Below are 19,957 nucleotides of genomic sequence, written 5' to 3'. Positions count from 1 at the left end.
ATGAAAAACCAAAAACATAATGCGAGCCAATCACGTGGTGGATTGGCTGAACTAAAATCAAGATTATTGTTTGTTGTTCTCGCTATTTTAGTTTATCGATTGGGTGCTCACATACCTGTGCCAGGTTTGGATCCAGCACGATTGGCTAATTTTTTTAACGAGCAACAGAATACAATTTTTGGCTTATTCAATATGTTTTCTGGTGGTGCATTATCGCGTGTTACGGTTTTTGCAATAGGAATCATGCCGTATATTTCAGCGTCTATTATACTCCAGTTATTTACAGTTGTTTCACCTAAACTTGAGCAACTTAAGAAAGAAGGTGAGTCTGGACGCAGGAAGATAAATCAGTACACACGATACTTAACTTTGTTGCTTTCAGTGTTTCAATCTTTAGGAATGGCACGCTGGTTAGCAGGGCAGCAAATTGCGCTTCAAGCTGATTTTTCATTTTACTTTACTGCAGTTGTAACTTTAGTTACAGGAACTATGTTTTTAATGTGGTTAGGTGAGCAGATTACTGAAAAAGGTGTTGGTAATGGAATATCTTTAATTATCTTTTCGGGAATTGTATCAAGTATGCCTACTGCGATTGCTTCGGTTCTTCAACAAGTTAAAGAAGGACAAATGCAAGCTTTGACTATGATTCTTATCGCAGTGGTTGTAGTAGTTGTAACAGGTTTTGTTGTATTTATGGAGCGTGCACAACGACGTATAAGAGTTAATTATGCGCAAAGGACGCAAGGTAGAAAGGTTTATGCTGCTCAAACCAGTCATTTGCCTTTAAAAATCAATATGTCTGGTGTAATACCGCCTATTTTTGCATCCAGTATTATTTTGTTACCGGCGACTTTAGCTCAATTTTTCTCGCATACAAAAGGTTTAGGCTGGCTTGCAGATGTCGGAATGGCTTTGTCACCTGGACAACCTTTATATTTAATAGTTTATGCAGTAGCTATTATATTTTTTGCGTTCTTCTATGCAGCTCTGGTGTTTAACCCCAAAGATACTGCTGATAATTTGAAGAAATCTGGTGCATATATACCTGGAATTAGACCCGGTGAGCAAACAACTAAATATATTGACGGTGTAATGACTCGCTTGACATTAGTTGGTGCAATCTATTTAGTTCTGGTTTGTCTTTTGCCACAGATTTTGATGTATACATGGCATGTCCCTTTTTATTTCGGAGGAACATCTTTGCTGATTATCGTGGTTGTTATTATGGATTTTGTAGCTCAGGTACAAGCTCATTTAATGACTCAGCAATATGATTCTTTAATGAAAAAGGCTAATTTTAAAGGTACCAAACTACCTGGTCTTTTATGATTTTTATCGGAGTTAAGAATGAAAGTAAGAGCATCTGTAAAGCGAATTTGTCGCAATTGCAAGATTATTAAAAGAAGTGGCACTATACGAGTTATTTGTAAAGATGCCAGACATAAACAAAGGCAAGGTTAATATCTGCTTGATTTAATTTTATAAAAATAGTATTCTTCTGTCCCTTTCGACAGAACAAATAACGTTCGGAGAAGTTAATGGCTCGTATTGCAGGAGTAAATATACCTGATCACAAACATGTTGTGATTGCTTTAACAGCAATATATGGTATTGGTAAACCTACATCCTTAAAACTGTGTTCTGCAGTTGGTATTGAACCTTCTAAAAAGGTTTCAGGACTAACCGATGCTCAACTTGAGTCTTTAAGAACAGAAATTGCAAAAATTACAGTGGAAGGTGATTTGCGTCGTGTTGTGACAATGAACATTAAGCGCCTTATGGATCTAGGATGTTATCGTGGTCTAAGACACAGAAGAGGGTTGCCATTACGCGGACAACGTACGAAAACTAATGCTCGTACACGTAAAGGTCGCAGAAAAGGCACTACCGGTTGATTTTTCATGTAGGAAAGTAAGATGGCAATAACTAAGTCAAAACAACAAAAAGTACGCAAGAAGGCAAAACGTGTCGTGTCAGATGGTATCGTTCACGTTCATGCTTCTTTTAATAACACTATAGTGACCTTTACTGATAGACAAGGTAATGCTCTATGCTGGGCAACATCTGGTGGTTCTGGATTTAGAGGATCAAGAAAAAGTACACCTTATGCTGCGCAGGTTGCTACTGAGCGTGCTGCTGCTGTTGCAAAAGAATACGGTATGAAATCTGTGGCTGTATTTGTCCATGGTCCTGGCCCTGGAAGAGAATCCACCATTCGTGAATTAATTTCACAGGATTTTAAAATTGTTGAAATCACCGATGTTACTGGTATTCCCCATAACGGGTGTAAGCCACCTAAAAAACGTCGTGTATAAGACTCAGGAGTAATTAATGGCTAGATATCTTGGTCCAAAATGTAAGTTATCACGTCGTGAAGGTTGTGATTTATTACTTAAAAGTGGTGTCCGTGATCACAAGTCCAAATGTAAATCAGAAAAATTACCTGGACAACATGGAGATAAAAAACCACGTCTGAATGGTTATGGAATTCAGCTTAGAGAGAAACAAAAAATCAGAAGATTGTACGGTGTTCTTGAAAAGCAATTCCGTGGCTATTACAAAATGGCTGCTCGTATGAAAGGCTCAACAGGTGAAAATCTAATGTCATTGCTTGAAAGACGTTTAGATAATGTTGTCTATCGTATGGGATTTGCAAGTACACGTGCTGAAGCGCGTCAATTAGTTACGCATAAAGCGATACTTGTTAATGATAAAGTAGTTAACGTTCCATCGTTACTTGTTAAACCAGGTGATGTTGTGTCTGTTCGTCAAAGAGCAAAAGCTCAAGGTCGTATTCAGGCTGCTTTAGCTTTATCAGAACAAAGAGCTGCTTGTGATTGGATTACTGTAGATAATTCTTCTTTTAAGGGAACATTCTCTACAGCACCAACGTTAACTGACTTATCTTCAGACTACAACGTAAACTTGGTTGTAGAACTTTACTCTAAGTAAGCTCGGAGAAATAGCTGAATGTATACTGAAATCAATGAAATGTTGACACCTAATGTTCTTAAGGTCCAGGCTGAATCGCCCTATAAAGCTAGAATAGTTTTAGAGCCTTTGGAGCGTGGCTTTGGTCATACTCTCGGCAATGCTTTGAGACGTATTTTACTATCATCAATGCCTGGAAGTGCGATTACTGAAGTTTCAATCGATGGTGTTTTGCATGAGTACAGCACAATTGAAGGTGTACAGGAAGATGTCGTAGACATTTTACTGAACCTGAAGTTAGTTGCGACAAAAATGACAGTCGGTGAAGAAGCTCTTGTAACATTAAACAAGCAAGGTCCTTGTCAAGTTACGGCTGGTGATATTCAACTGACTCATGGATTAGAAATTGTTAATCCAGAGCTGGTCATTGCTAATTTGAATGAAAAAGGCAAATTAAATATGACATTAAAAGTTGAACGAGGGATTGGTTTCCACAGTACTGATTCATTCGTTAGACATTTCGATGATGAAGTAGAAAGAAAATCAGTTGGTAAGCTAAAAATTGATAATAGTTTCTCTCCAGTTAAAAAAGTGGCTTATTATGTTGACAGTGCTCGTGTAGAAAATCGAACTGACCTTGATAAGTTAACTATTGAGTTAGAAACTAACGGAACTATTGATGCTGAAGAATCAATACGGATTTCTGCTAGTATTCTTCAAAGACAACTGCATGCTTTTGTAGACATGAAATTTGAAGAGTCTCGATCTGATAATAAAGAACGCAACGATTTTGATCCTATTCTATTACGTTCTGTCGATGATTTAGAATTAACTGTTCGATCTGCAAATTGTTTGAAAGCAGAAAATATTCATTATATTGGCGATTTAGTACAAAGAACTGAAAATGAACTCTTAAAAACTCCTAATTTAGGTAAGAAATCTTTAACTGAAATTAAGGATGTTTTAGCGTCACGTTCATTATCGCTAGGTATGAAACTTGAGAATTGGCCGCCAGCGAATCTTGGCGAATAAAGTTTAGGAGTTTTGGTTATGCGTCACCGTAATTCAGGTCGAAGTTTTGGCCGTACAAGTAGCCATAGAAAGGCTATGTTTGCAAACATGTGTAATTCTTTAATCGAGCATGAGTTGATCAAAACAACTCTGCCTAAGGCTAAAGATTTGCGACGTTATATTGAACCTTTAATTACTGTATCAAAAGTTGACTCAGTTGCTTCACGTCGTCATGCATTTGATATTTTAAGATCTAAGTCTGCTGTTGGTAAATTATTTACTGATTTAGGTCCACGTTTTGTGGAGCGTCCTGGTGGTTATGTACGTATCATCAAATGTGGTTTTAGAGAGGGTGATAATGCTCCTATGGCCATTGTAGAGCTCTTAGACAGACCTGCTGTTAGTGACGAAGCTGAAGAATAAATTTAGTATTCGCATTAATTAAAGAAACCCGCATTATGCGGGTTTTTTTTAAGTACATTGAGTCCCCTCAAGGTGATTTTCTTTAGGTTTGGGGAATTTAATGACGGATCCCTACATAGAATAATCATTGAGTCGACATGTTTATCCTGTATTCAAAATAAAGACCTCATTGCATTAATGCTTAACGTTGTCTAATGAATCAATTTTTAGTTGCTTAATATAATTTAACCAACGTTATTGGATAAACAGTTTTTATTGCTTATTCTAAGATCTTTTGATTCTTCCTTTTTTTGCATAAGAGATTGCAACTCCTTAATAAACAATCTGTGGTTATTTTTTTCAGCAATTGTTAATGCCGTTTCATCCTGTTTATTAGGAATATTGAAATTGATGTCTTCAAAATGATTATGAATTAAATGCAACAAGGCGATATCGCCTGTTTGAGCACTGTAGTGAAGAAGTGGTTCATAAAAGATGGCATGAATTTGATTAAAGATATTGTAATTCTGGCGTAAACCTTCAACCACTGCTGGCCATACCTTATAAAGTGATCGAATGTCGATCTCTAGTAAATTGGTAAAACACTCAGGTTTATCTAAGCGCATCATTTTATTACAAAAAAATGCTTCAAAGTCTTTATGCAGATTTGGTGTGTCAATCGGTAAATAGAGCTTGGCTAAGTGACCGAGCAACCTCATGACCGATTCAAAGTTTTCTTTGTTGTTGGGTTGCAAAAAGGGTAGTTTATTGTATGAGAGCGCTTTTTCAATGGTATTATCACCTGAGACTCCAACTATGTCGGACGCGTTTTCTATCAGGAGATCGTAATCAGTATCATTCAAATTAAAATCGGTTAAAATGGAAACAACCTTTGGTGGATTGCAAATCGTTGTGGGACTGTAGTTAATTCTACGAATATTGCCATTTACATTAATTTCTATAGCAGAAATATTTGAATTTCTTGCGAATAAGAATAAGGAACCGAATATTAGCTGTTCTTCCATAAATGGCAAATACTGTTTGTTTTTTCGTTTGATGATTAAATCATCAAATTGATTCTCTTCTAGAAATAGAATTTCTTCAGCGTCGAGTAGAATATGAGGAACTACACTAAAGACACCAGTTCGATTATTGTGTCTAATATTATTTAAATAGATTACCAAGTGCTCCTGATTAGATATTTGAAATCTCTGAATACAAAAAGATAGAAATCGATTGATACTATCCCAGTCTTGTAGGTAAGCAGGGACTAACTGTGTTTTAGCTAACATTTTTGATATGTCTTCTGGAGTGATTGGTGCGGAATCGTTTAGACCTGTTACATGCTTGAAAAAATTTCTATTTTCCAATGCCATCAAACTTAGAAGACAGTGACTCCTAATTTTCAACCCATACTGATAAGGAACCTTTTGCAGTCCAAGATATCGTGTATTAATATTTTGGGTTTTTAAATCTATCTGAGTCATTTCATCTCTCGGATCAATATGACTAAGCGGCAGATTTAAGGCAGAGGTACGTAACCCTGTGATTTCGGGGATAGTGATGACGGGTATTTCGGATGGGCAAAAGCTCAATATAGCATCTTTTTGTGCTTTGGCCATGGATGTAGAGATTTGAAAAATGCTGCAAGTGGTACTTAATTCGCTCTTTAATTCGAGGTTGTTTTGAATGAAATTGGAAAACTCCTGAATTGCCTTATCTCCTGAGCTTTCCCCCAACTCCAGGACATGGGCTTTTAGTGCTGGTAATATAGTTTGTAGGCGTTGTTTTACTAATTTTTCCCTATGTGCAGTACTTACAACAAGAAGAATGATTTTTATCCCCAATTTTTCAGCCTGCGGAGTAAATTCTTTTGCAAAATCAAGAAGATGATTAAAATCACCTATGCCATCATAATGAATATAATTAAATATAACGACGTACTTTTGTTTTTTGAGATAAGGAAAAAAGCTGTGTTTTTCGATCATTAAATGCCTATATCGCCTGTAAATAATGCTAAATTATATAAATAAATTCTTGAATTTTTAGGATGTTCGTCCAACTTTTAGCATGAGGGACTTTCTCCTTCATTGAAGTGATGGTGCTTGCTGTAGCATGCATCAAAAGGAACTTGATACAAACTCAATTCTACCACTACTGAAAAAAAATATGAGGTCTAAACTAGCGATTTATTTGTTTTTATCAACAAATTAAATCCACGGCTGTTCTACAAGTAAATCACTCTCAATACCACCTGTCTGCTCTGTAGATTTTGGTTCTAACAGGAGGACATGTACCTCTTCGTGTGCAACCGGTTTATGTTCTACGCCTTTGGGTACAATATAAAATTCACCTTCATTTAAGGTGATTTTTTTATGCCTGAACTCAATGTTTGGAATGCCCTTCACAACTAGAAATAATTCATCTTCATTAGCATGGCTATGCCAGATGAACTCTCCCTTGAATTTTGCAAGTTTGACATATTGACCATTAAGTTCTCCAACAATACGTGGTGACCAATACTCGCTAAAAGTTTGAATTTCTCAACTAAATTAATTGTATCCATACAAACCTCAATTGGATTAATGAATGAAAATATTGGTTCATGATCAAGTATGTAAAATATCAGTTCACAATTAATAATGATAATGTGGAGTCGGTAGTTTGGGTAGCGAAGTAGCATTCGCGTTGCCCTCGATATACAGTATCTCCAGGTTTTGCTTCACGGCATTTACACCGCAGTAGAAAAATAACTCGTTATGAAAAAAAGCCCTTATTAGTAAGGGCAATAAAGTAAGAAGTAAGGACTACTATTCAGTTGAAATTAGAATGGGACATCATCATCTAATTGATCAAAAGCATCTTGTGGCACTTGAGTCGGTTGTTGTCTTGGAGCACTTTGATTGCTTGGCGAAAATTGGGCTTGTGGCATCTCATCAAAACCGGATGAAGCCGTCCCTTTGCTGTCTAACATTTGAATGTCATTGGCAACAATTTCAGTGGTATATCGGTCTTGGCCTTGTTGATCCTGCCATTTTCTGGTTCTTAAGCTGCCTTCTACATAAAGCTTAGAACCTTTACGTACATATTCACCGGCAATTTCACCCAAGCGATTAAAGCACACCACGCGATGCCATTCTGTACGATCTTGCTTTTCACCAGTTACTTTATCTTTCCATGATTCACTGGTTGCTATTGAGAGAGTAGTTACAGCATTACCATTTGGTAAATAGCGTACGTCAGGGTCGACACCGACATTGCCAATTAAGATGACTTTATTTATACCACGTGCCATTTTTTGATCTCCTGTATGCGAAAGTTAGAAAAGAGTATACCTAATTTATATAGCCCTTGCACTGCTGTTCCATCGATTTTCCTTTTCGTTGGTAACGGCCAAGTATGACGTAAGTACTGCGTCAAGTACATGCTCAGTCAAAAAGAGTTTTATCAGAACTATTAACAAGTTCATATAAGCGCGCAATTTGCTTTTGTGTGACTCTTGGTGTTGAAAGAGGTGGTAAATGTGCTAAATCAAAAAAATCAATCGCAGAAATTTCTAGATTTTCCTTGGCCACACCAGAGATAATTTCACAATGAAAAAAGCATTTATAGGTATGAGGCCATTGTAATGGATGATCATGCTTCTGTTTGTCCCATAGAGCGAGCAGCCGAATTACAGAAACATCAAATCCACTTTCTTCCTTAGTTTCCCTAATTACGGATTCGGCGGCAGACTCGTTTGTTTCTGCCCAACCACCAGGTAGAGTCCACAATTCATCGGCACGCTCCTTAACCAATAAGAGCTTGTTATCCTTTAAAATAAACGCTCGAACATCAACTTTAGGTGTGGCATATCCTGCTTCTAATGAAAAAATCTGTTTTATCTCAGCAAGTGGCGTGTCTGAATAATTCGCCATAAATTCAGAGGCAATTTCGCGAAGTCTTAAATAACGTTCTTTATCAAACTCATTATTTGAATAGGTCAGTCCATTTTGTGCGATTGCTTGAATTTCAGCAATATATTTTAACCAACTTAAATCTTTCTTAGACATAATTTATTATCCCTTTGGTGTATTTTATTGCATATTCTCTTGACTCTCACGTTACGTGATAGTTTAAAATCAATGTACAGGAGAGGGTTGAATGAAATATTACCAAATTAAAGAGATTAGCCAAATGACTTCATTAACAATTAGGTCATTACAATATTATGATGAAATTGGCTTATTAAAACCTACGAAGCGTTCAGACAGTGGCTATCGACTTTATTGTGAAAGGGATTTAATTCGATTGCAGCAGATCACCACGCTAAAATTTTTGGGATTTTCTTTGTCGACTATAAAGAAGATTATAGAAAGTCCAGGTTTTGATGTAGCGGCTTCCGTTGGCATACAAGCACGTGAATTGACTGAAAAAGCAGCGCGAATTAATGAGGCGGCATCTCTTCTTACGTATATTTCCAGTCAACTGGAAATGAATCAATCTGTGAATTGGAAAAGTACTGCAAAAATAATAGAAATATTGGAGCTCAATACAATGAATGATCAAGTTTTGCAAAAATATCAAGCTGAAGCGGAGCAGTCGGAATTAGGTAAGAAATCTGCTTACGATGATACGTATAATCCCAATCGATTATATCCTATCCCCAGGGCGGGGAAGCGACAAGAAATTGGTGTGGACCCATCAAAATTGCCTTTTTATGGCTTTGATTGTTGGAATCATTATGAAGTTTCTTGGCTTAATGCGAAAGGCAAACCCATGGTTGCGATTGCTGAGTTGTTTTATGAGTGTAACTCACCTAATTTAATTGAATCAAAATCGTTAAAACTTTATTTTAATTCATTTAACAATACGCGAATTCACAGTGTGAGTGAGTTAGAAAATACAATTAAAAGAGATTTACAAGAGCGTGTTGGTGCAGAAGTTTGGGTTAACATACATCTTTTAGACTCTACCAATCAGTTTGCAATACAACCGTCATTTGCGGGAGATTTGCTTGACGACCTTGATATAGAATGCTCAATTTATCATGTAGAACCTTCATTTCTTTTTGTAAGCGAGGAGCTTGTAGAAGAATCATTATATTCAAATCTGTTGAAATCTAATTGTCTGGTGACAAATCAGCCTGATTGGGGAAGCGTGCAAATTGCTTACAAAGGTAAAAAAATTAATCGGGAAGGTTTATTAAAATATCTTGTTTCATTTCGTAATCATAATGAATTTCACGAGCAATGTATTGAACGAATTTTTGTCGATATTATGAATTATTGCCAACCAGAACAACTAACCGTATATGGCCGGTATACACGCCGAGGTGGATTAGATATCAATCCATACCGTTCTACGGAGAAGAGCTCATTTGTTGGTAAAAATTTGCGCTTGGTTCGTCAGTAACTTACTGGGTATTGCCGATAATATCAGTCGAGTAGCCGGGTTTTTTGCAAGAAAAACCCCGGGTTACACTTCGTTTCAACCAGGCTACGAGTAGTATGTAGACTAATCAACCAATTGATGTTGCTCCATACTCCACGCCGGACGGCAAGAAATAAACAGTTGCATATCGCCTTCCCAATAGTATTTTTCACCTGCTTCAATCAATACTGCATCGCCAGCGGATAATTTATGTTCCATATGATTGACGACGACCTTGCCTTCGCCTTGGAACACATAAACTAATTCATTGCATTGTAAATTCACTACTCGTCGCGTTTCAGGATATCGGCCTGATATTTTTGCAATAGCACAATCCATCATTGGATCATTCAGATGATGCTCACTGACTTTACAGGATGGAGCATTACTGTGTTCGGTCGTTTGATGTTTCAAAGAAATTTTCATTTACTGCCTCCTTGATTAACGGTTATCCATGATGAATAATTTTTTCCGCACTGCCTGCAAGATAACGTTCCCTATCAACACGCAAATAAATTACTCGTTCATCTTCTGCAAATGCAACTTCAATCACCCCTTTAATATTCAATAATTTGTTGATGATCGGCTCATTTTTTTCGGCCCAAGGGGCAGGTAAAACAAGTGTTGAAAAGGAGGCTTGCGATTTCATTGAAAATGAAACAAGCAACCATATAATACCAATGATTGCATTAGTAACAAAAATACCCTGGCTGCTATTCCATTGATACAATACACCTGCGAGTGCCCCACCAATAAAAAGGCCTAAAAATTGGCTGGTTGAATAAATCCCCATAGCCGTCCCCTTACTGTGAGGATTTGCCTGTTTAGATACTAGAGAGGGTAATGCCGCCTCTAGAATATTAAACGCAACAAAATAAATTAACATGAGAACACACAGACTCACCCAATGTTGTGAGGTATAAGCTAATAATAATTGTGCCATTGCCATGATAAGCACTGATGAAAGAAACACGCCTTTCATGCGCTTTTTCTTTTCGGCAAGAATAATGAATGGGATCATGAGAATAAATGAAATGATCATCAGTGGTAGATAAAAATGCCACTGTTGCGATAAATGTCCTTGTTCCACTTGTTTTTTTAGGATGAAAGGAATAGCAAAAAATGTTGCGGTGAGAATAAAATGCTGGCAGAAAATACCGATATTAAGAAGTTGTAGTTGGACGTTAGAAATAACATTCTTCAATAAAGCAGGATTTGTTTCACTATCAATGTGAAAACGTTCATTTACAGGCTTGGGAATTACCAAATAAAGCAAGATAATCCCAGCTATTGCTAATAGAGTCGTTAGGTAAAAAATACCAGATAGGCCAAAATGATGGGTAAGGGCTGGACTAACAACCATCGCAAGACTAAAAGATGTCCCTATAGTCATGCCAATGACCGCCATCGATTTAGTACGTTGATCATCAGGGGTTAAATCTGCAAGCAAGGCGATTAAAACACTACCAATTGCGCCAGTGCCTTGCAAGGATCTTGCAAGTATCATCCCATAAATAGAGTTGGTTAGAGCACCAAGTAAACTACCCAAAGCAAAAAGGAGTAACCCTATGGCTATCATGGGTTTTCTTCCTACCTTATCAGAAAGCATACCAAAAGGCATTTGCAGGAGGCCTTGAGCAAGACCATAAATTCCTAGAGCAAGCCCTACTAGTGCAGGTGTTGCGTTTTGTAAATTTTCTGCATAAATACTAAATACGGGTATGAGCAAAAACAAACCTAACATGCGGAAAGAAAAAATCGCGGCTATAGGAAAGACAGTTTTAGACCAAGAATGCTTCATTCATTAATATATGTTTATCTTTATTGTGTGCCGATAGTACAAAGTTAGCCATCTAGAAACAAGATATTTAAAAATTTAATGCATGAAACATTGCTTTATTGCTCAATAAAAATGAAAATGTAGTTTTTTGTAATTGTTGGTCAATAAATGTCAACTTATGCTTCTGAGTTTAGAAGTACTAGTAGGCTATTATGCTCCATGTGTCGCATGAGTTGTCACTATCGTATTGTATCAACAGTTTTTAATAAATGAAGTTAATGAGGAATATTTCATGAGTTTGGTTTTCGCAGGTAAAGTTGGATTAATTACTGGCGGTGCTCGAGGTATCGGTAAGGCGACTGCATTAAAGTTAGCTCAGTCAGGAAGTGATATTGCCATCGTTTATTACAACAGTTCTGATGAAGCTCAAACTTTGGTTGAAGAAATCCATGCTATGGGGCGCAAAGCGATTGCGTTACAAGCTAATGTAGCCGACCATCAGTCGGTAAAAGAAATGTTTGTGCAATTTCGTGAGCATTTTAACCGACTTGATTTTTTAATTAGTAATGCTGCAAGCGGTGTTTTAAAATCAGCACTTAAGATGTCAACAAAACATTGGCGCTGGTGCTTAGAAACAAATGCTTTGGCATTAAATCATTTGGCTACAGAGGCGCGCTCATCGATGCCTAAAGGGAGCCGAATTGTTGCCTTATCAAGCCTTGGTGCATCTCGAGCGATTCCTAACTATGCATTTATTGGCGCGTCTAAGGCTGCTCTTGAAGCTTTAGTCCGTTCTTTGAGTCTTGAGTTGGCTGTCGATGGAATTACTGTGAATACTGTTTCTGCTGGAGTAGTTGATACCGATGCATTGAAACATTTTCCTAACAGGGAACAGCTACTTGATGAATATCAGGCCCACTCTTTGGCTGATAGGCCATTGACAACTCAAGATGTGGCCAATGCTATTTATCTCTTGTGCTTGCCGGAAGCAGCCATGATTAATGGGCATACTTTATTTGTTGATGCAGGGTACAGTCAGGTGGGTTAATACCTTGTCATTCTTAATTTTATGCCTTTAAAAAAATATATGATATAATTTCGGGCTTTGTAAATTAGCTATCTCTGAGGAAAAAATATGAATGTAGCAGACGTTTATCCTAAAGTTAGGGAAATTGTTGCTGATGTGCTAGTGATTGATGTAGAAGAAGTATCTCTTAACAGTCGTTTGATAGCAGATCTAGGCGCAGAATCTATTGATTTTCTTGATTTGGTATTCCAATTAGAAAAAGAATTCAAAATTAAAATTCCCCGTGGTCAATTAGAAAAAAATGCACGAGGTGATTTGGCAGAAGATGAATTTGAGAAAGGTGGCGTTATTACCGAAAGAGGTTTGCAGGCATTGCAAAATTATTTGAGTGAAATTCCTGCAGAGCAGTTCAAGCCGAATATGAAAGTCAATGAAATACCTATGCTATTTACCATTGAAACATTTTGCAAGTTAGTTGTTGCTGCGGTTAAAGAACAACAAACTGCTGGATCTGTGGCTTAATTTAGGTGTTATTTAAAATCAAGTTAATAGGGCTTAATAAATACTGATGAGATTTTTATTCGTTGATCGTATCGTGGAGTCATCTCCCGGTCAGGTGGTCCGGGGAATTAAACATATTACCCCGAATGATACATACCTCACAGTTGATGAACAGGGACGGCCCTGCTTCATCCCTTCGTTAATCGGTGAAACACTAGGCCAACTGGCTGCGTGGAATGTGATGGCGCTTCAAGAGTTTGCCTACAGACCTGTAGCCGGGATTGTTGCCTGTGCCGCCCTGCATCGTCCAGCATATGTAGGTGAGACTTTATTGCTTGAGTCATTTATTGAGCACTTAGATCATTCAGTAATGCAATACTATAGTGAAGCGAGAGTAGGTAATGAGCGTGTCTTCAGTCTTGAAGGCGCCTTAGGTCCATTGTTACCTATGGATGATTTTATTGATTTAGATGAAGTGAAACAGCAATTTTCCGAAATTAATCGTCCTGGTGATTGGCTTGCTGTGAGTCAGAAGAGTGCACCAATATTGAATGACGATTTGATTATGAGCTCGGAATTGCCGGTAGTGCCCATGACCTTCGACAGAATTTGCTCCAGTGAACCAGGAGTTAGTTTAACTGCTGAAAAAAGAATATCACGTGCAGCCCTTTATTTTGCGGATCATTTTCCCAAAAAACCGGTATTACCATTGACGGTATTATTGGAATGTAAATTAAATTTGGCGAAGGAATTTATTCGACGTGCAGGCTACCCAGTCGATTATAAAGTGAGCGAATTTCGCAAAATAAAAATGAAAGAGTTTGTCTATCCAGGCGACATTCTTGAGTGTTCTGTAACCGTCAAAAAGCAAACGGAAGACGAGTTGATCCTAGCTTATCGTAGTGAGGTTGCAGGTAAACGTGTTTGTGTTGTGGATGTAGTGCTTATTCCCAGAGGTAAATAAAAGTGAAAAAAAGACGAGTTGCGATTACAGGTATGGGAGCCGTTTCTCCTTTAGGGCTTGACGTTCAGTCTATATGGTCCAATTTATTGGAAGGACGTTCAGGTATTGCTGAAATCAAGCAATTTGATGCCAGTGCGTTTCCAACTTATATTGCAGCTGAGGTGAAAAATTTTTCGCTTGCGCCTAAATTAACCACAAAACGCAGTCGTTTTTCTGTCAATTTTACGCGATATGCACTTGAAGCTGCCCAACAAGCTTTTGATGATGCAGGCATCGTGCCTACGGAGCAAACTGCGACTCAGTGGGGCGTTGTTACCGGAAGCGGCATGATGACCTCTGAGTTTGACTATCTATCTCGATTTCAACAAACGTGTGCTCAAAATGGTGAAGCAGATTGGGAACGTTTGCAGGCTAGTACACAAGAATTTTATAAATTATCTGATTTTGGTAAAACAACTACAAACTCTGGTCTGTCTTTATTGATTCAACAATTTAACATTAGAGGATATGCATCCTCCGTCCACACCGCTTGTGCATCAGGTGGACAGGCTTTAGGACTCGCGATGCAAGTAATTCGTCGCGGAGAGGCGGATTTTATGCTGGCTGGAGGCTTTGATTCAATGATTAATCCGTTGGGATTATCCAGCTTTTGCTTATTAGGCGCCTTATCTACTTATAACAGTACCCCCGAAACAGCGAGCAGACCTTTTGATGCAACACGGAATGGTTTTGTTTTAGGTGAAGGTGCTGCTTTTTTAATCCTAGAAGAATGGGATAAGGCCAAAGCTCGAGGTGCACGTATTTATGCAGAATTAGCTGGTGAAGGTAATTCATTAAGTTCTTATCGAATTACTGATTCCCATCCAAATGGTGATGGTGCCATTCAGGCAATTGAACGAGCTCTCCAAGATGCAGGAGTCCAAGCTTCAGATGTGGATTATATTAATGCACATGGCACCTCAACTAAAATGAATGACTTAAGTGAAACGAATGCAATTAAAGCAGTTTTTGGCGAATCTGTCGCAAACTTGCCGGTCAGTGCGACTAAAAGTCAAACCGGACATTTGATTTCCGCGGCAGGAGCACTTGAGGCTGTATTATCAGTTAAATCCATAGAGCAGGCACAGATACCCAAGACAGCCAATTTAACTACTCCAGATCCAGAATGTGATTTAGATTATGTAGTTGATGGACCACGCGAGCGCTCTTTAGGAGTGGTGCTTTCCAATTCTTTTGGATTTGGCGGCTCCAATAGTTGCTTGTTATTTAAGCATCCTGAGTTTGAAGGAGCCGGGCTATGAGTCAAAGCAACAGAGTATTTATTACAGGGCGAAGCGCATTAACTGCATCAGGCGCTACTGCAGATGCAACGTGGGATGCGATTCTTTCTGGCCAGAGTGGAATTGGTGAAATAACGCAATGGGATGTATCGCAATGGCAGTATCGCTTGGGCGGCGAGTTAAAAGAATTTAGTCCAGCAAAAATGCTACCAGATCGCAAATTGATGAAAGTTATTTCACGACAAGACGTGATGGGAATTCATGCTGCAGTACAGGCAATTGAGCACAGCCAAATGATTGCCTATCGCGATACGCTTGACGACTCTAGTTTATTTAATGAGCAAACTGCTGTTTTTGTAGGATCACCAGGAAATAAATATTTTCAACAATATGATTTTTTGCCTTTGTTGGCCAAAACTCAAGGTGATATGCAGCAATTTGCGCAACACCTATTTGAAACAGTCCATCCGATGTGGTTGTTACGTATATTGCCAAATAATGTTCTTGCATACACTGGGATAACTTATGAGTTTAAAGGCCCAAATCATAATGTAACGAATCATGCTGTAGGTGGAACACAAGCATTATTGGAAGCATACCATGCGATTCGTAGTGGTCAGGCAGAGCGAGCGGTAGTTGTTGCCTATGATGCAGCTGTTGAACCGCAAGCGTTATTTTACTACGAGCAATTAGGGGTATTAAGTAATCAACATTTAAAACCTTTTGATGCAGCGCATAATGGCACAATTTTAGCTGATGGTGCCGCTGCTTTGGTGTTGGAAAGTGAAGCCAGCATGCGTGCGCGCTCAGCAACGTGCTATGGTGAGATTCTTGGTGGCTTATCAAGCACTGAAGCTGAAGGCTTATTTTCTCTGGATGCCAGCGGCCAACAACTTGCTGAGTTGATGCAACGTACTTTGGAATGTGTAGAAGTAAATCCTAATGATTTAGGTTTTATTGTGACTCATGGCAATGGTAATAGTAAATCGGACTATAGTGAGTCTCAGGCAATACAAAATGTTTTTCCTGAACAGGAAATCCCTGTCACTGCATTTAAATGGTCTGTAGGGCATTCTATATGTGCTTCCGGGTTGATTGACACAGTAATGACAACTTATGCACTTTCATCTAAGTGCGTACCTGGGATAGCGAATTTGCAAAATATAGCATCCGGTTGTAAAGGTTTATCCGTAAGTGCGGAGCATCAACCTTTAAAAAGAGGCCCTTATGCATTGACGATCAATCGAGGATTTGCCAGTATGAATGCGTGTTTAGTGATCAAAGCTTGTGACTGAATTAGAACGAAAAATTAATGAATTGCCAATAAGCATGTTTGGGCGATTCGTACATAAATTTTTGCCCTATAAGCGACAAGTTGTTATGGCAAATATTGATCGTGTTTTTGGTGAGCAACTGAATGGTGCACAAAAAAAACGACTTGCTATCTCATATTACTCACATTTACTTAAATCCTTTAAAGAAGCAATGCAACTGCGTTTTATGTCTGAAGAGAATTTACGCAATATGGTCGAGGTGCGAGGCCATGAAAACATGTTGTCGGTTGTGGCGCAACAAAAAGGAGTTTTAGTTTTAACAGGGCATTTTGGCAATTGGGAAGTGGCACCAATTGGTGGTGTTTTAAATTTTCAAGAATTTCAAGGGCAGTTTCATTTTATTCGTCGGACTTTGTCAATTAAATTTATTGAGCGCAGTTTATTCAAGCAGTACTACCAAGTTGGCTTGAATGTTATCCCTAAAAAAAACTCTTTGGATAAGGTTTGTGCTGCTCTGGAAAAAAATCACGCCGTTATTTTTGTTCTTGATCAACATGCCTCATTGGTTAACCGTGACGGGATTGCCGTAGAGTTTTTTGGGGTGAAAGCAGGAACTTACCGTAGCCTGGCAACGTTGTCTCGTTATACGGGAGTTCCTGTAATTCCAGCTGCAGGATATAGATTGCCAAATGGAAAGCATGTTTTAGAGTTTTATGAGCCTATTCCATGGAAAGACTATGAGAATGCTCAAGAGTCTCTTTATTATAATACGCTTGCTTATAACCAAGCATTAGAGCGTATTATTTTAGCCCATCCAGAACAATGGAATTGGATGCATAAGCGCTGGAAACTCAAGTTGTAATCGTTCCTTTGCTGTTTATTATCTTTTGAAAAGATGCATTATGTTCCACTTCAAAGGGTTCTTCCTCCTCCTCTTGTGTGGGCTGTTTCATTTTGGTAAAAAAACCCTCAGCCCAACTCAACGCGCTTTGTGCATATACAGTTGCTTCGCATGTATATTTGGAGAGCATTTTGCCTGCGCTTGCTACAAAATCACTTGTTTCTGAGCTGGTTGAAGGCTCTTTACTGGGAGTGACTATAAGTTCTGGCATGAGATTATCCAGCTCGTCAGAAACATATTGCAATTGATCGGAATCTTCCCCAACCTGTACCAGCAATGAATCAATCTCACCACGAGATTTTTCTTTTAACATCAGCTCTAAAAGACGGAATTGATTCACAATGAATGGATTTTGATTGTCTTTTAACCAATGGTAAATTTGTTCATTTTCTTCTCTATGCTTGATTGCATAATGATATAACCGGTGAAGTTTTTGTCGTGTAATGAACTCATCTTTAGGAATTGTCTGTAACGAGAATTTGTCGAATGCTTTAATAATCTCCTCAAGTTTTTCATGCGTTAGGGGAAGGGTCATTTTATTTAACAAATCCAGCAGATCGTGTTCTGATTCTTGAACTGGCCCGGAACTTTTTGTCTGTTTTGAAGATGATGGTTCATCGTTTTCTACTAGGGCTAATGATTCAGGGGCAATGTACTCGGGCGCGTTAGGTTTAAAAAAGCCGGTCCATCCATAAATCCAACAACGTTTAATCCATTTAATGAAAACAGAAAAAAATCCTTGTTCATTGGCAAAATTTAATTCAAGTTGTGCTTCCTTAAGCGCTTTATGCGCCACTTGAATGATTTCTTGATTTTTTTCAGGATGAAGGTTTTTTAGTGCGAAGGTACACAAATTGATAACGCGTTGATAATTTTCTTTTCCTCCTCGGAGGCCAAAATGGCGAATAACTCTCTTTGCATCAAATACAAACAATTGATAACTAATCTGCTCATCAAAAAAAGCAGGATGAGCTAATAATGCGGAAAAAATCGCTTCTTTTACTGTGCCGTCTACTTCTGAACGTTTTAACATGAATCCAAGGTGGTGTATTGCTTTGTTGCGAATGAGGATATTTACGGAACGCTCATAAAAGCCCATGTAGTCATCAAGCAATGTAAGGATTGGTGCCGGACTGCCTCTATAATGTATTAAAAAATACTCAAAACAATTAATTGTTTTATCATGTTTAATCAACTCATCTATAAAAGAGCTTTCATTAGAATTCACTGATTGTCTTTGTTCTTTTAGCGTTCCAGGAAGAGGGGGATTTAAATGAATATCTTGTAGCATTCTTTGAATAGTGAGCCGCTTATTTTGATAAAATAATGATGTATCTCCTTTTAATGCATTATTTCTTAAATAGCGATTGGTTAAGTACGCCGTTCTCGCGGCCAACTCCTTAAATGCGAGTTTATCATTCAAGAAAAAAAGGAGTTCTATTGCTGCTAATGAAAAGGAATGATTTTTATCCAATAATTTTTTAGTTAATTGATTAATATAAGATGCATAGGCCTTATTATAATGACCATTTAGATAAAGACGTATTGCCAACAGCAAATGAGATTCTTTGCCCGCATGCTCGAGAAATTTATTCGGAATGTTATGAAATAGTCCTAAGTTCTCAATGATACTAACAACAGCAGCTTCTTTTCGAGTTGGCTCCATTTTCCCTAATACATCAATCACATTGGGTGTTGCAATGTCCATAAAATGAGCCAAGATATAATGAGCATTGGGCATTGACGCAAAATGATTCATCCAATAAGCAATCACATTGTGTCGGTCATAGAGAGGGCATCGCTCAATCAGGGCCGCTAATTGAGCTTTAGTTAGTTGATGAAAATGAGGAACTGAGCAAAGAATACTTACTGCTGCCTCAGGTTCTAATTTACCTATTAATGGATTTGAGAGGACTTTTAAGTCTAATTGGTACACTAGGGCGTTAAGACGCGAAGGGATATGATGATCTTGCTGGGTTAACCTATTTAATAATGATTCACCTTTTAAGCACGACAAGTATTCTTTTTTACTTAATAAGTAAATTATTAAGAGCGATTTTACTTGTAGGTTTTTAACGATTTGAATGGCGTCAAGAATATTGGGGATTGTTAATTTCCCTTCTTCAAGAGTGACTAAGAATTGCGTCTGACTTACTATATCCTTATTGATTTCCGTTAAATACTCTTGGTTTCCCATAGCCGCTTTGAATAACTCAAAACTTTGTATTTTGCTTCCTGTCATAGCACTCTCTCCTTTTAGCCAAGCACCAATTCCCTAATGGACTTCTTTCGAAACACGACTGTAGCGGCGAACTCTTCATTAAAACGGTACCTAGTCCTCATGTACTTGGGGGTATATTTTAGTCTAGGCTCCATTTTTTTCGCACTTAGCCACAGTGAATTTCGAAAAAAGTCTAGTGTAAATTTGGAGCGGTGCGAGTGTGAGGCGTTCTTTCAGGATAACTCTTTGTAAA

Annotated in this window: 21 protein-coding genes and 1 pseudogene; 15 read left to right on the top strand and 7 right to left on the bottom strand. The window is 38.1% G+C overall.

All coding sequences use genetic code 11. The annotated features are described in order from the left end of the window. The 7 genes from secY (at position 1) to rplQ (ending at position 4,365) form a co-directional block, all read left to right on the top strand. Positions 1-1,329, top strand: coding sequence for a preprotein translocase subunit SecY (gene secY / locus Lste_RS04045; RefSeq protein WP_058509803.1), 1,329 nt, complete (start codon positions 1-3; stop codon positions 1,327-1,329). An 18-nt stretch (positions 1,330-1,347) separates the two neighbouring features. Further along, positions 1,348-1,461 (top strand): 50S ribosomal protein L36, encoded by a 114-nt coding sequence (rpmJ, locus tag Lste_RS18695; protein WP_083503902.1) that lies wholly within the window; start codon positions 1,348-1,350, stop codon positions 1,459-1,461. Between the two features lie 77 nt (positions 1,462-1,538). After that, a complete protein-coding gene (gene rpsM, locus Lste_RS04040) occupies positions 1,539-1,895 on the top strand; it encodes a 30S ribosomal protein S13 (RefSeq protein ID WP_058509802.1) in 357 nt (118 codons plus the stop codon). Positions 1,896-1,916: 21 nt separating this feature from the next. Next, positions 1,917-2,315, top strand: a complete 399-nt coding sequence (rpsK, locus tag Lste_RS04035; protein WP_003633055.1) for a 30S ribosomal protein S11 — start codon at positions 1,917-1,919, stop codon at positions 2,313-2,315. A gap of 16 nt (positions 2,316-2,331) precedes the next feature. After that, positions 2,332-2,952, top strand: a complete 621-nt coding sequence (gene rpsD / locus Lste_RS04030; RefSeq protein WP_058509801.1) for a 30S ribosomal protein S4 — start codon at positions 2,332-2,334, stop codon at positions 2,950-2,952. An 18-nt stretch (positions 2,953-2,970) separates the two neighbouring features. After that, entirely contained in the window at positions 2,971-3,963 is a 993-nt protein-coding gene (locus tag Lste_RS04025; protein ID WP_058509800.1) for a DNA-directed RNA polymerase subunit alpha, read from the top strand. Between the two features lie 18 nt (positions 3,964-3,981). Further along, positions 3,982-4,365: a 50S ribosomal protein L17 gene (gene rplQ / locus Lste_RS04020; protein WP_058509799.1), complete on the top strand. Its 384-nt coding sequence runs from the start codon at positions 3,982-3,984 to the stop codon at positions 4,363-4,365. Between the two features lie 224 nt (positions 4,366-4,589). On the opposite strand, the gene Lste_RS04015 is transcribed toward rplQ, so the two are convergent. The 4 genes from Lste_RS04015 to Lste_RS04000 all read right to left on the bottom strand — a co-directional run bounded on the left by Lste_RS04015 (position 4,590) and on the right by Lste_RS04000 (position 8,396). Next, positions 4,590-6,332, bottom strand: coding sequence for a hypothetical protein (locus Lste_RS04015; RefSeq protein ID WP_058509798.1), 1,743 nt, complete (start codon positions 6,330-6,332; stop codon positions 4,590-4,592). 222 nt (positions 6,333-6,554) lie between these two features. Beyond that, positions 6,555-6,752, bottom strand: a complete 198-nt coding sequence (locus tag Lste_RS19535) for a cupin domain-containing protein (protein ID WP_237760412.1) — start codon at positions 6,750-6,752, stop codon at positions 6,555-6,557. 416 nt (positions 6,753-7,168) lie between these two features. Beyond that, complete coding sequence (ssb, locus tag Lste_RS04005) at positions 7,169-7,639, bottom strand: single-stranded DNA-binding protein (RefSeq protein ID WP_058509797.1); 471 nt, start codon at positions 7,637-7,639, stop codon at positions 7,169-7,171. A 133-nt stretch (positions 7,640-7,772) separates the two neighbouring features. Next, a complete protein-coding gene (locus tag Lste_RS04000) occupies positions 7,773-8,396 on the bottom strand; it encodes an NUDIX hydrolase (RefSeq protein ID WP_058509796.1) in 624 nt (207 codons plus the stop codon). Between the two features lie 91 nt (positions 8,397-8,487). On the opposite strand from Lste_RS04000, the pseudogene Lste_RS19755 reads away from it, so the two are divergent. Both Lste_RS19755 and queF read left to right on the top strand, forming a co-directional pair. After that, positions 8,488-8,640, top strand: a pseudogene (locus tag Lste_RS19755) (MerR family DNA-binding transcriptional regulator); the annotation flags it as partial. Positions 8,641-8,880: 240 nt separating this feature from the next. After that, a complete protein-coding gene (queF, locus tag Lste_RS03995; protein ID WP_058509830.1) occupies positions 8,881-9,738 on the top strand; it encodes an NADPH-dependent 7-cyano-7-deazaguanine reductase QueF in 858 nt (285 codons plus the stop codon). Positions 9,739-9,840: 102 nt separating this feature from the next. Here the strand turns inward: queF and Lste_RS03990 are convergent, their stop codons facing one another. Together Lste_RS03990 and Lste_RS03985 are read right to left on the bottom strand one after the other, a co-directional pair. Continuing rightward, positions 9,841-10,182 (bottom strand): cupin domain-containing protein, encoded by a 342-nt coding sequence (locus Lste_RS03990; RefSeq protein WP_058509795.1) that lies wholly within the window; start codon positions 10,180-10,182, stop codon positions 9,841-9,843. Positions 10,183-10,204: 22 nt separating this feature from the next. Further along, complete coding sequence (locus tag Lste_RS03985) at positions 10,205-11,557, bottom strand: MFS transporter (protein ID WP_058509794.1); 1,353 nt, start codon at positions 11,555-11,557, stop codon at positions 10,205-10,207. A gap of 271 nt (positions 11,558-11,828) precedes the next feature. Here Lste_RS03985 and fabL point away from each other — a divergent pair, with 271 nt between their 5' ends. From fabL to Lste_RS03955, 6 genes are all read left to right on the top strand, one after another. Then, entirely contained in the window at positions 11,829-12,584 is a 756-nt protein-coding gene (gene fabL / locus Lste_RS03980) for an enoyl-[acyl-carrier-protein] reductase FabL (protein ID WP_058509793.1), read from the top strand. Positions 12,585-12,671: 87 nt separating this feature from the next. After that, positions 12,672-13,085, top strand: a complete 414-nt coding sequence (locus Lste_RS03975; RefSeq protein ID WP_058509792.1) for an acyl carrier protein — start codon at positions 12,672-12,674, stop codon at positions 13,083-13,085. A 46-nt stretch (positions 13,086-13,131) separates the two neighbouring features. Beyond that, a complete protein-coding gene (locus Lste_RS03970) occupies positions 13,132-14,028 on the top strand; it encodes an ApeI family dehydratase (protein ID WP_058509791.1) in 897 nt (298 codons plus the stop codon). Positions 14,029-14,030: 2 nt separating this feature from the next. Continuing rightward, complete coding sequence (locus Lste_RS03965) at positions 14,031-15,329, top strand: beta-ketoacyl-[acyl-carrier-protein] synthase family protein (protein WP_058509790.1); 1,299 nt, start codon at positions 14,031-14,033, stop codon at positions 15,327-15,329. Beyond that, positions 15,326-16,603: a beta-ketoacyl-[acyl-carrier-protein] synthase family protein gene (locus Lste_RS03960; RefSeq protein WP_058509789.1), complete on the top strand. Its 1,278-nt coding sequence runs from the start codon at positions 15,326-15,328 to the stop codon at positions 16,601-16,603. The genes Lste_RS03965 and Lste_RS03960 overlap by 4 nt, the downstream gene beginning before the upstream one ends. A gap of 34 nt (positions 16,604-16,637) precedes the next feature. Beyond that, entirely contained in the window at positions 16,638-17,444 is an 807-nt protein-coding gene (locus Lste_RS03955; protein ID WP_416338575.1) for a lysophospholipid acyltransferase family protein, read from the top strand. Here the strand turns inward: Lste_RS03955 and Lste_RS03950 are convergent. Further along, complete coding sequence (locus Lste_RS03950) at positions 17,434-19,725, bottom strand: hypothetical protein (RefSeq protein WP_058509787.1); 2,292 nt, start codon at positions 19,723-19,725, stop codon at positions 17,434-17,436. The genes Lste_RS03955 and Lste_RS03950 overlap by 11 nt on opposite strands. Between the last annotated feature and the right edge of the window lie 232 nt (positions 19,726-19,957).

This window comes from Legionella steelei (assembly GCF_001468005.1).
GTDB lineage: Bacteria > Pseudomonadota > Gammaproteobacteria > Legionellales > Legionellaceae > Legionella > Legionella steelei.
This window is presented reverse-complemented; position numbering and strand designations above follow the sequence as displayed.

Excerpts from the sequence above, each read along its gene's own strand:
- secY (WP_058509803.1), top strand. The coding sequence starts at position 1 with ATGAAAAACCAAAAACATAATGCGAGCCAATCACGTGGTGGATTGGCT.
- rpmJ (WP_083503902.1), top strand. The coding sequence starts at position 1,348 with ATGAAAGTAAGAGCATCTGTAAAGCGAATTTGTCGCAATTGCAAGATT.
- rpsM (WP_058509802.1), top strand. The coding sequence starts at position 1,539 with ATGGCTCGTATTGCAGGAGTAAATATACCTGATCACAAACATGTTGTG.
- rpsK (WP_003633055.1), top strand. The coding sequence starts at position 1,917 with ATGGCAATAACTAAGTCAAAACAACAAAAAGTACGCAAGAAGGCAAAA.
- rpsD (WP_058509801.1), top strand. The coding sequence starts at position 2,332 with ATGGCTAGATATCTTGGTCCAAAATGTAAGTTATCACGTCGTGAAGGT.
- Lste_RS04025 (WP_058509800.1), top strand. The coding sequence starts at position 2,971 with ATGTATACTGAAATCAATGAAATGTTGACACCTAATGTTCTTAAGGTC.
- rplQ (WP_058509799.1), top strand. The coding sequence starts at position 3,982 with ATGCGTCACCGTAATTCAGGTCGAAGTTTTGGCCGTACAAGTAGCCAT.
- Lste_RS04015 (WP_058509798.1), bottom strand. The coding sequence starts at position 6,332 with ATGATCGAAAAACACAGCTTTTTTCCTTATCTCAAAAAACAAAAGTAC.
- ssb (WP_058509797.1), bottom strand. The coding sequence starts at position 7,639 with ATGGCACGTGGTATAAATAAAGTCATCTTAATTGGCAATGTCGGTGTC.
- Lste_RS04000 (WP_058509796.1), bottom strand. The coding sequence starts at position 8,396 with ATGTCTAAGAAAGATTTAAGTTGGTTAAAATATATTGCTGAAATTCAA.
- queF (WP_058509830.1), top strand. The coding sequence starts at position 8,881 with ATGAATGATCAAGTTTTGCAAAAATATCAAGCTGAAGCGGAGCAGTCG.
- Lste_RS03990 (WP_058509795.1), bottom strand. The coding sequence starts at position 10,182 with ATGAAAATTTCTTTGAAACATCAAACGACCGAACACAGTAATGCTCCA.
- Lste_RS03985 (WP_058509794.1), bottom strand. The coding sequence starts at position 11,557 with ATGAAGCATTCTTGGTCTAAAACTGTCTTTCCTATAGCCGCGATTTTT.
- fabL (WP_058509793.1), top strand. The coding sequence starts at position 11,829 with ATGAGTTTGGTTTTCGCAGGTAAAGTTGGATTAATTACTGGCGGTGCT.
- Lste_RS03975 (WP_058509792.1), top strand. The coding sequence starts at position 12,672 with ATGAATGTAGCAGACGTTTATCCTAAAGTTAGGGAAATTGTTGCTGAT.
- Lste_RS03970 (WP_058509791.1), top strand. The coding sequence starts at position 13,132 with ATGAGATTTTTATTCGTTGATCGTATCGTGGAGTCATCTCCCGGTCAG.
- Lste_RS03960 (WP_058509789.1), top strand. The coding sequence starts at position 15,326 with ATGAGTCAAAGCAACAGAGTATTTATTACAGGGCGAAGCGCATTAACT.
- Lste_RS03955 (WP_416338575.1), top strand. The coding sequence starts at position 16,638 with ATGTTTGGGCGATTCGTACATAAATTTTTGCCCTATAAGCGACAAGTT.
- Lste_RS03950 (WP_058509787.1), bottom strand. The coding sequence starts at position 19,725 with ATGACAGGAAGCAAAATACAAAGTTTTGAGTTATTCAAAGCGGCTATG.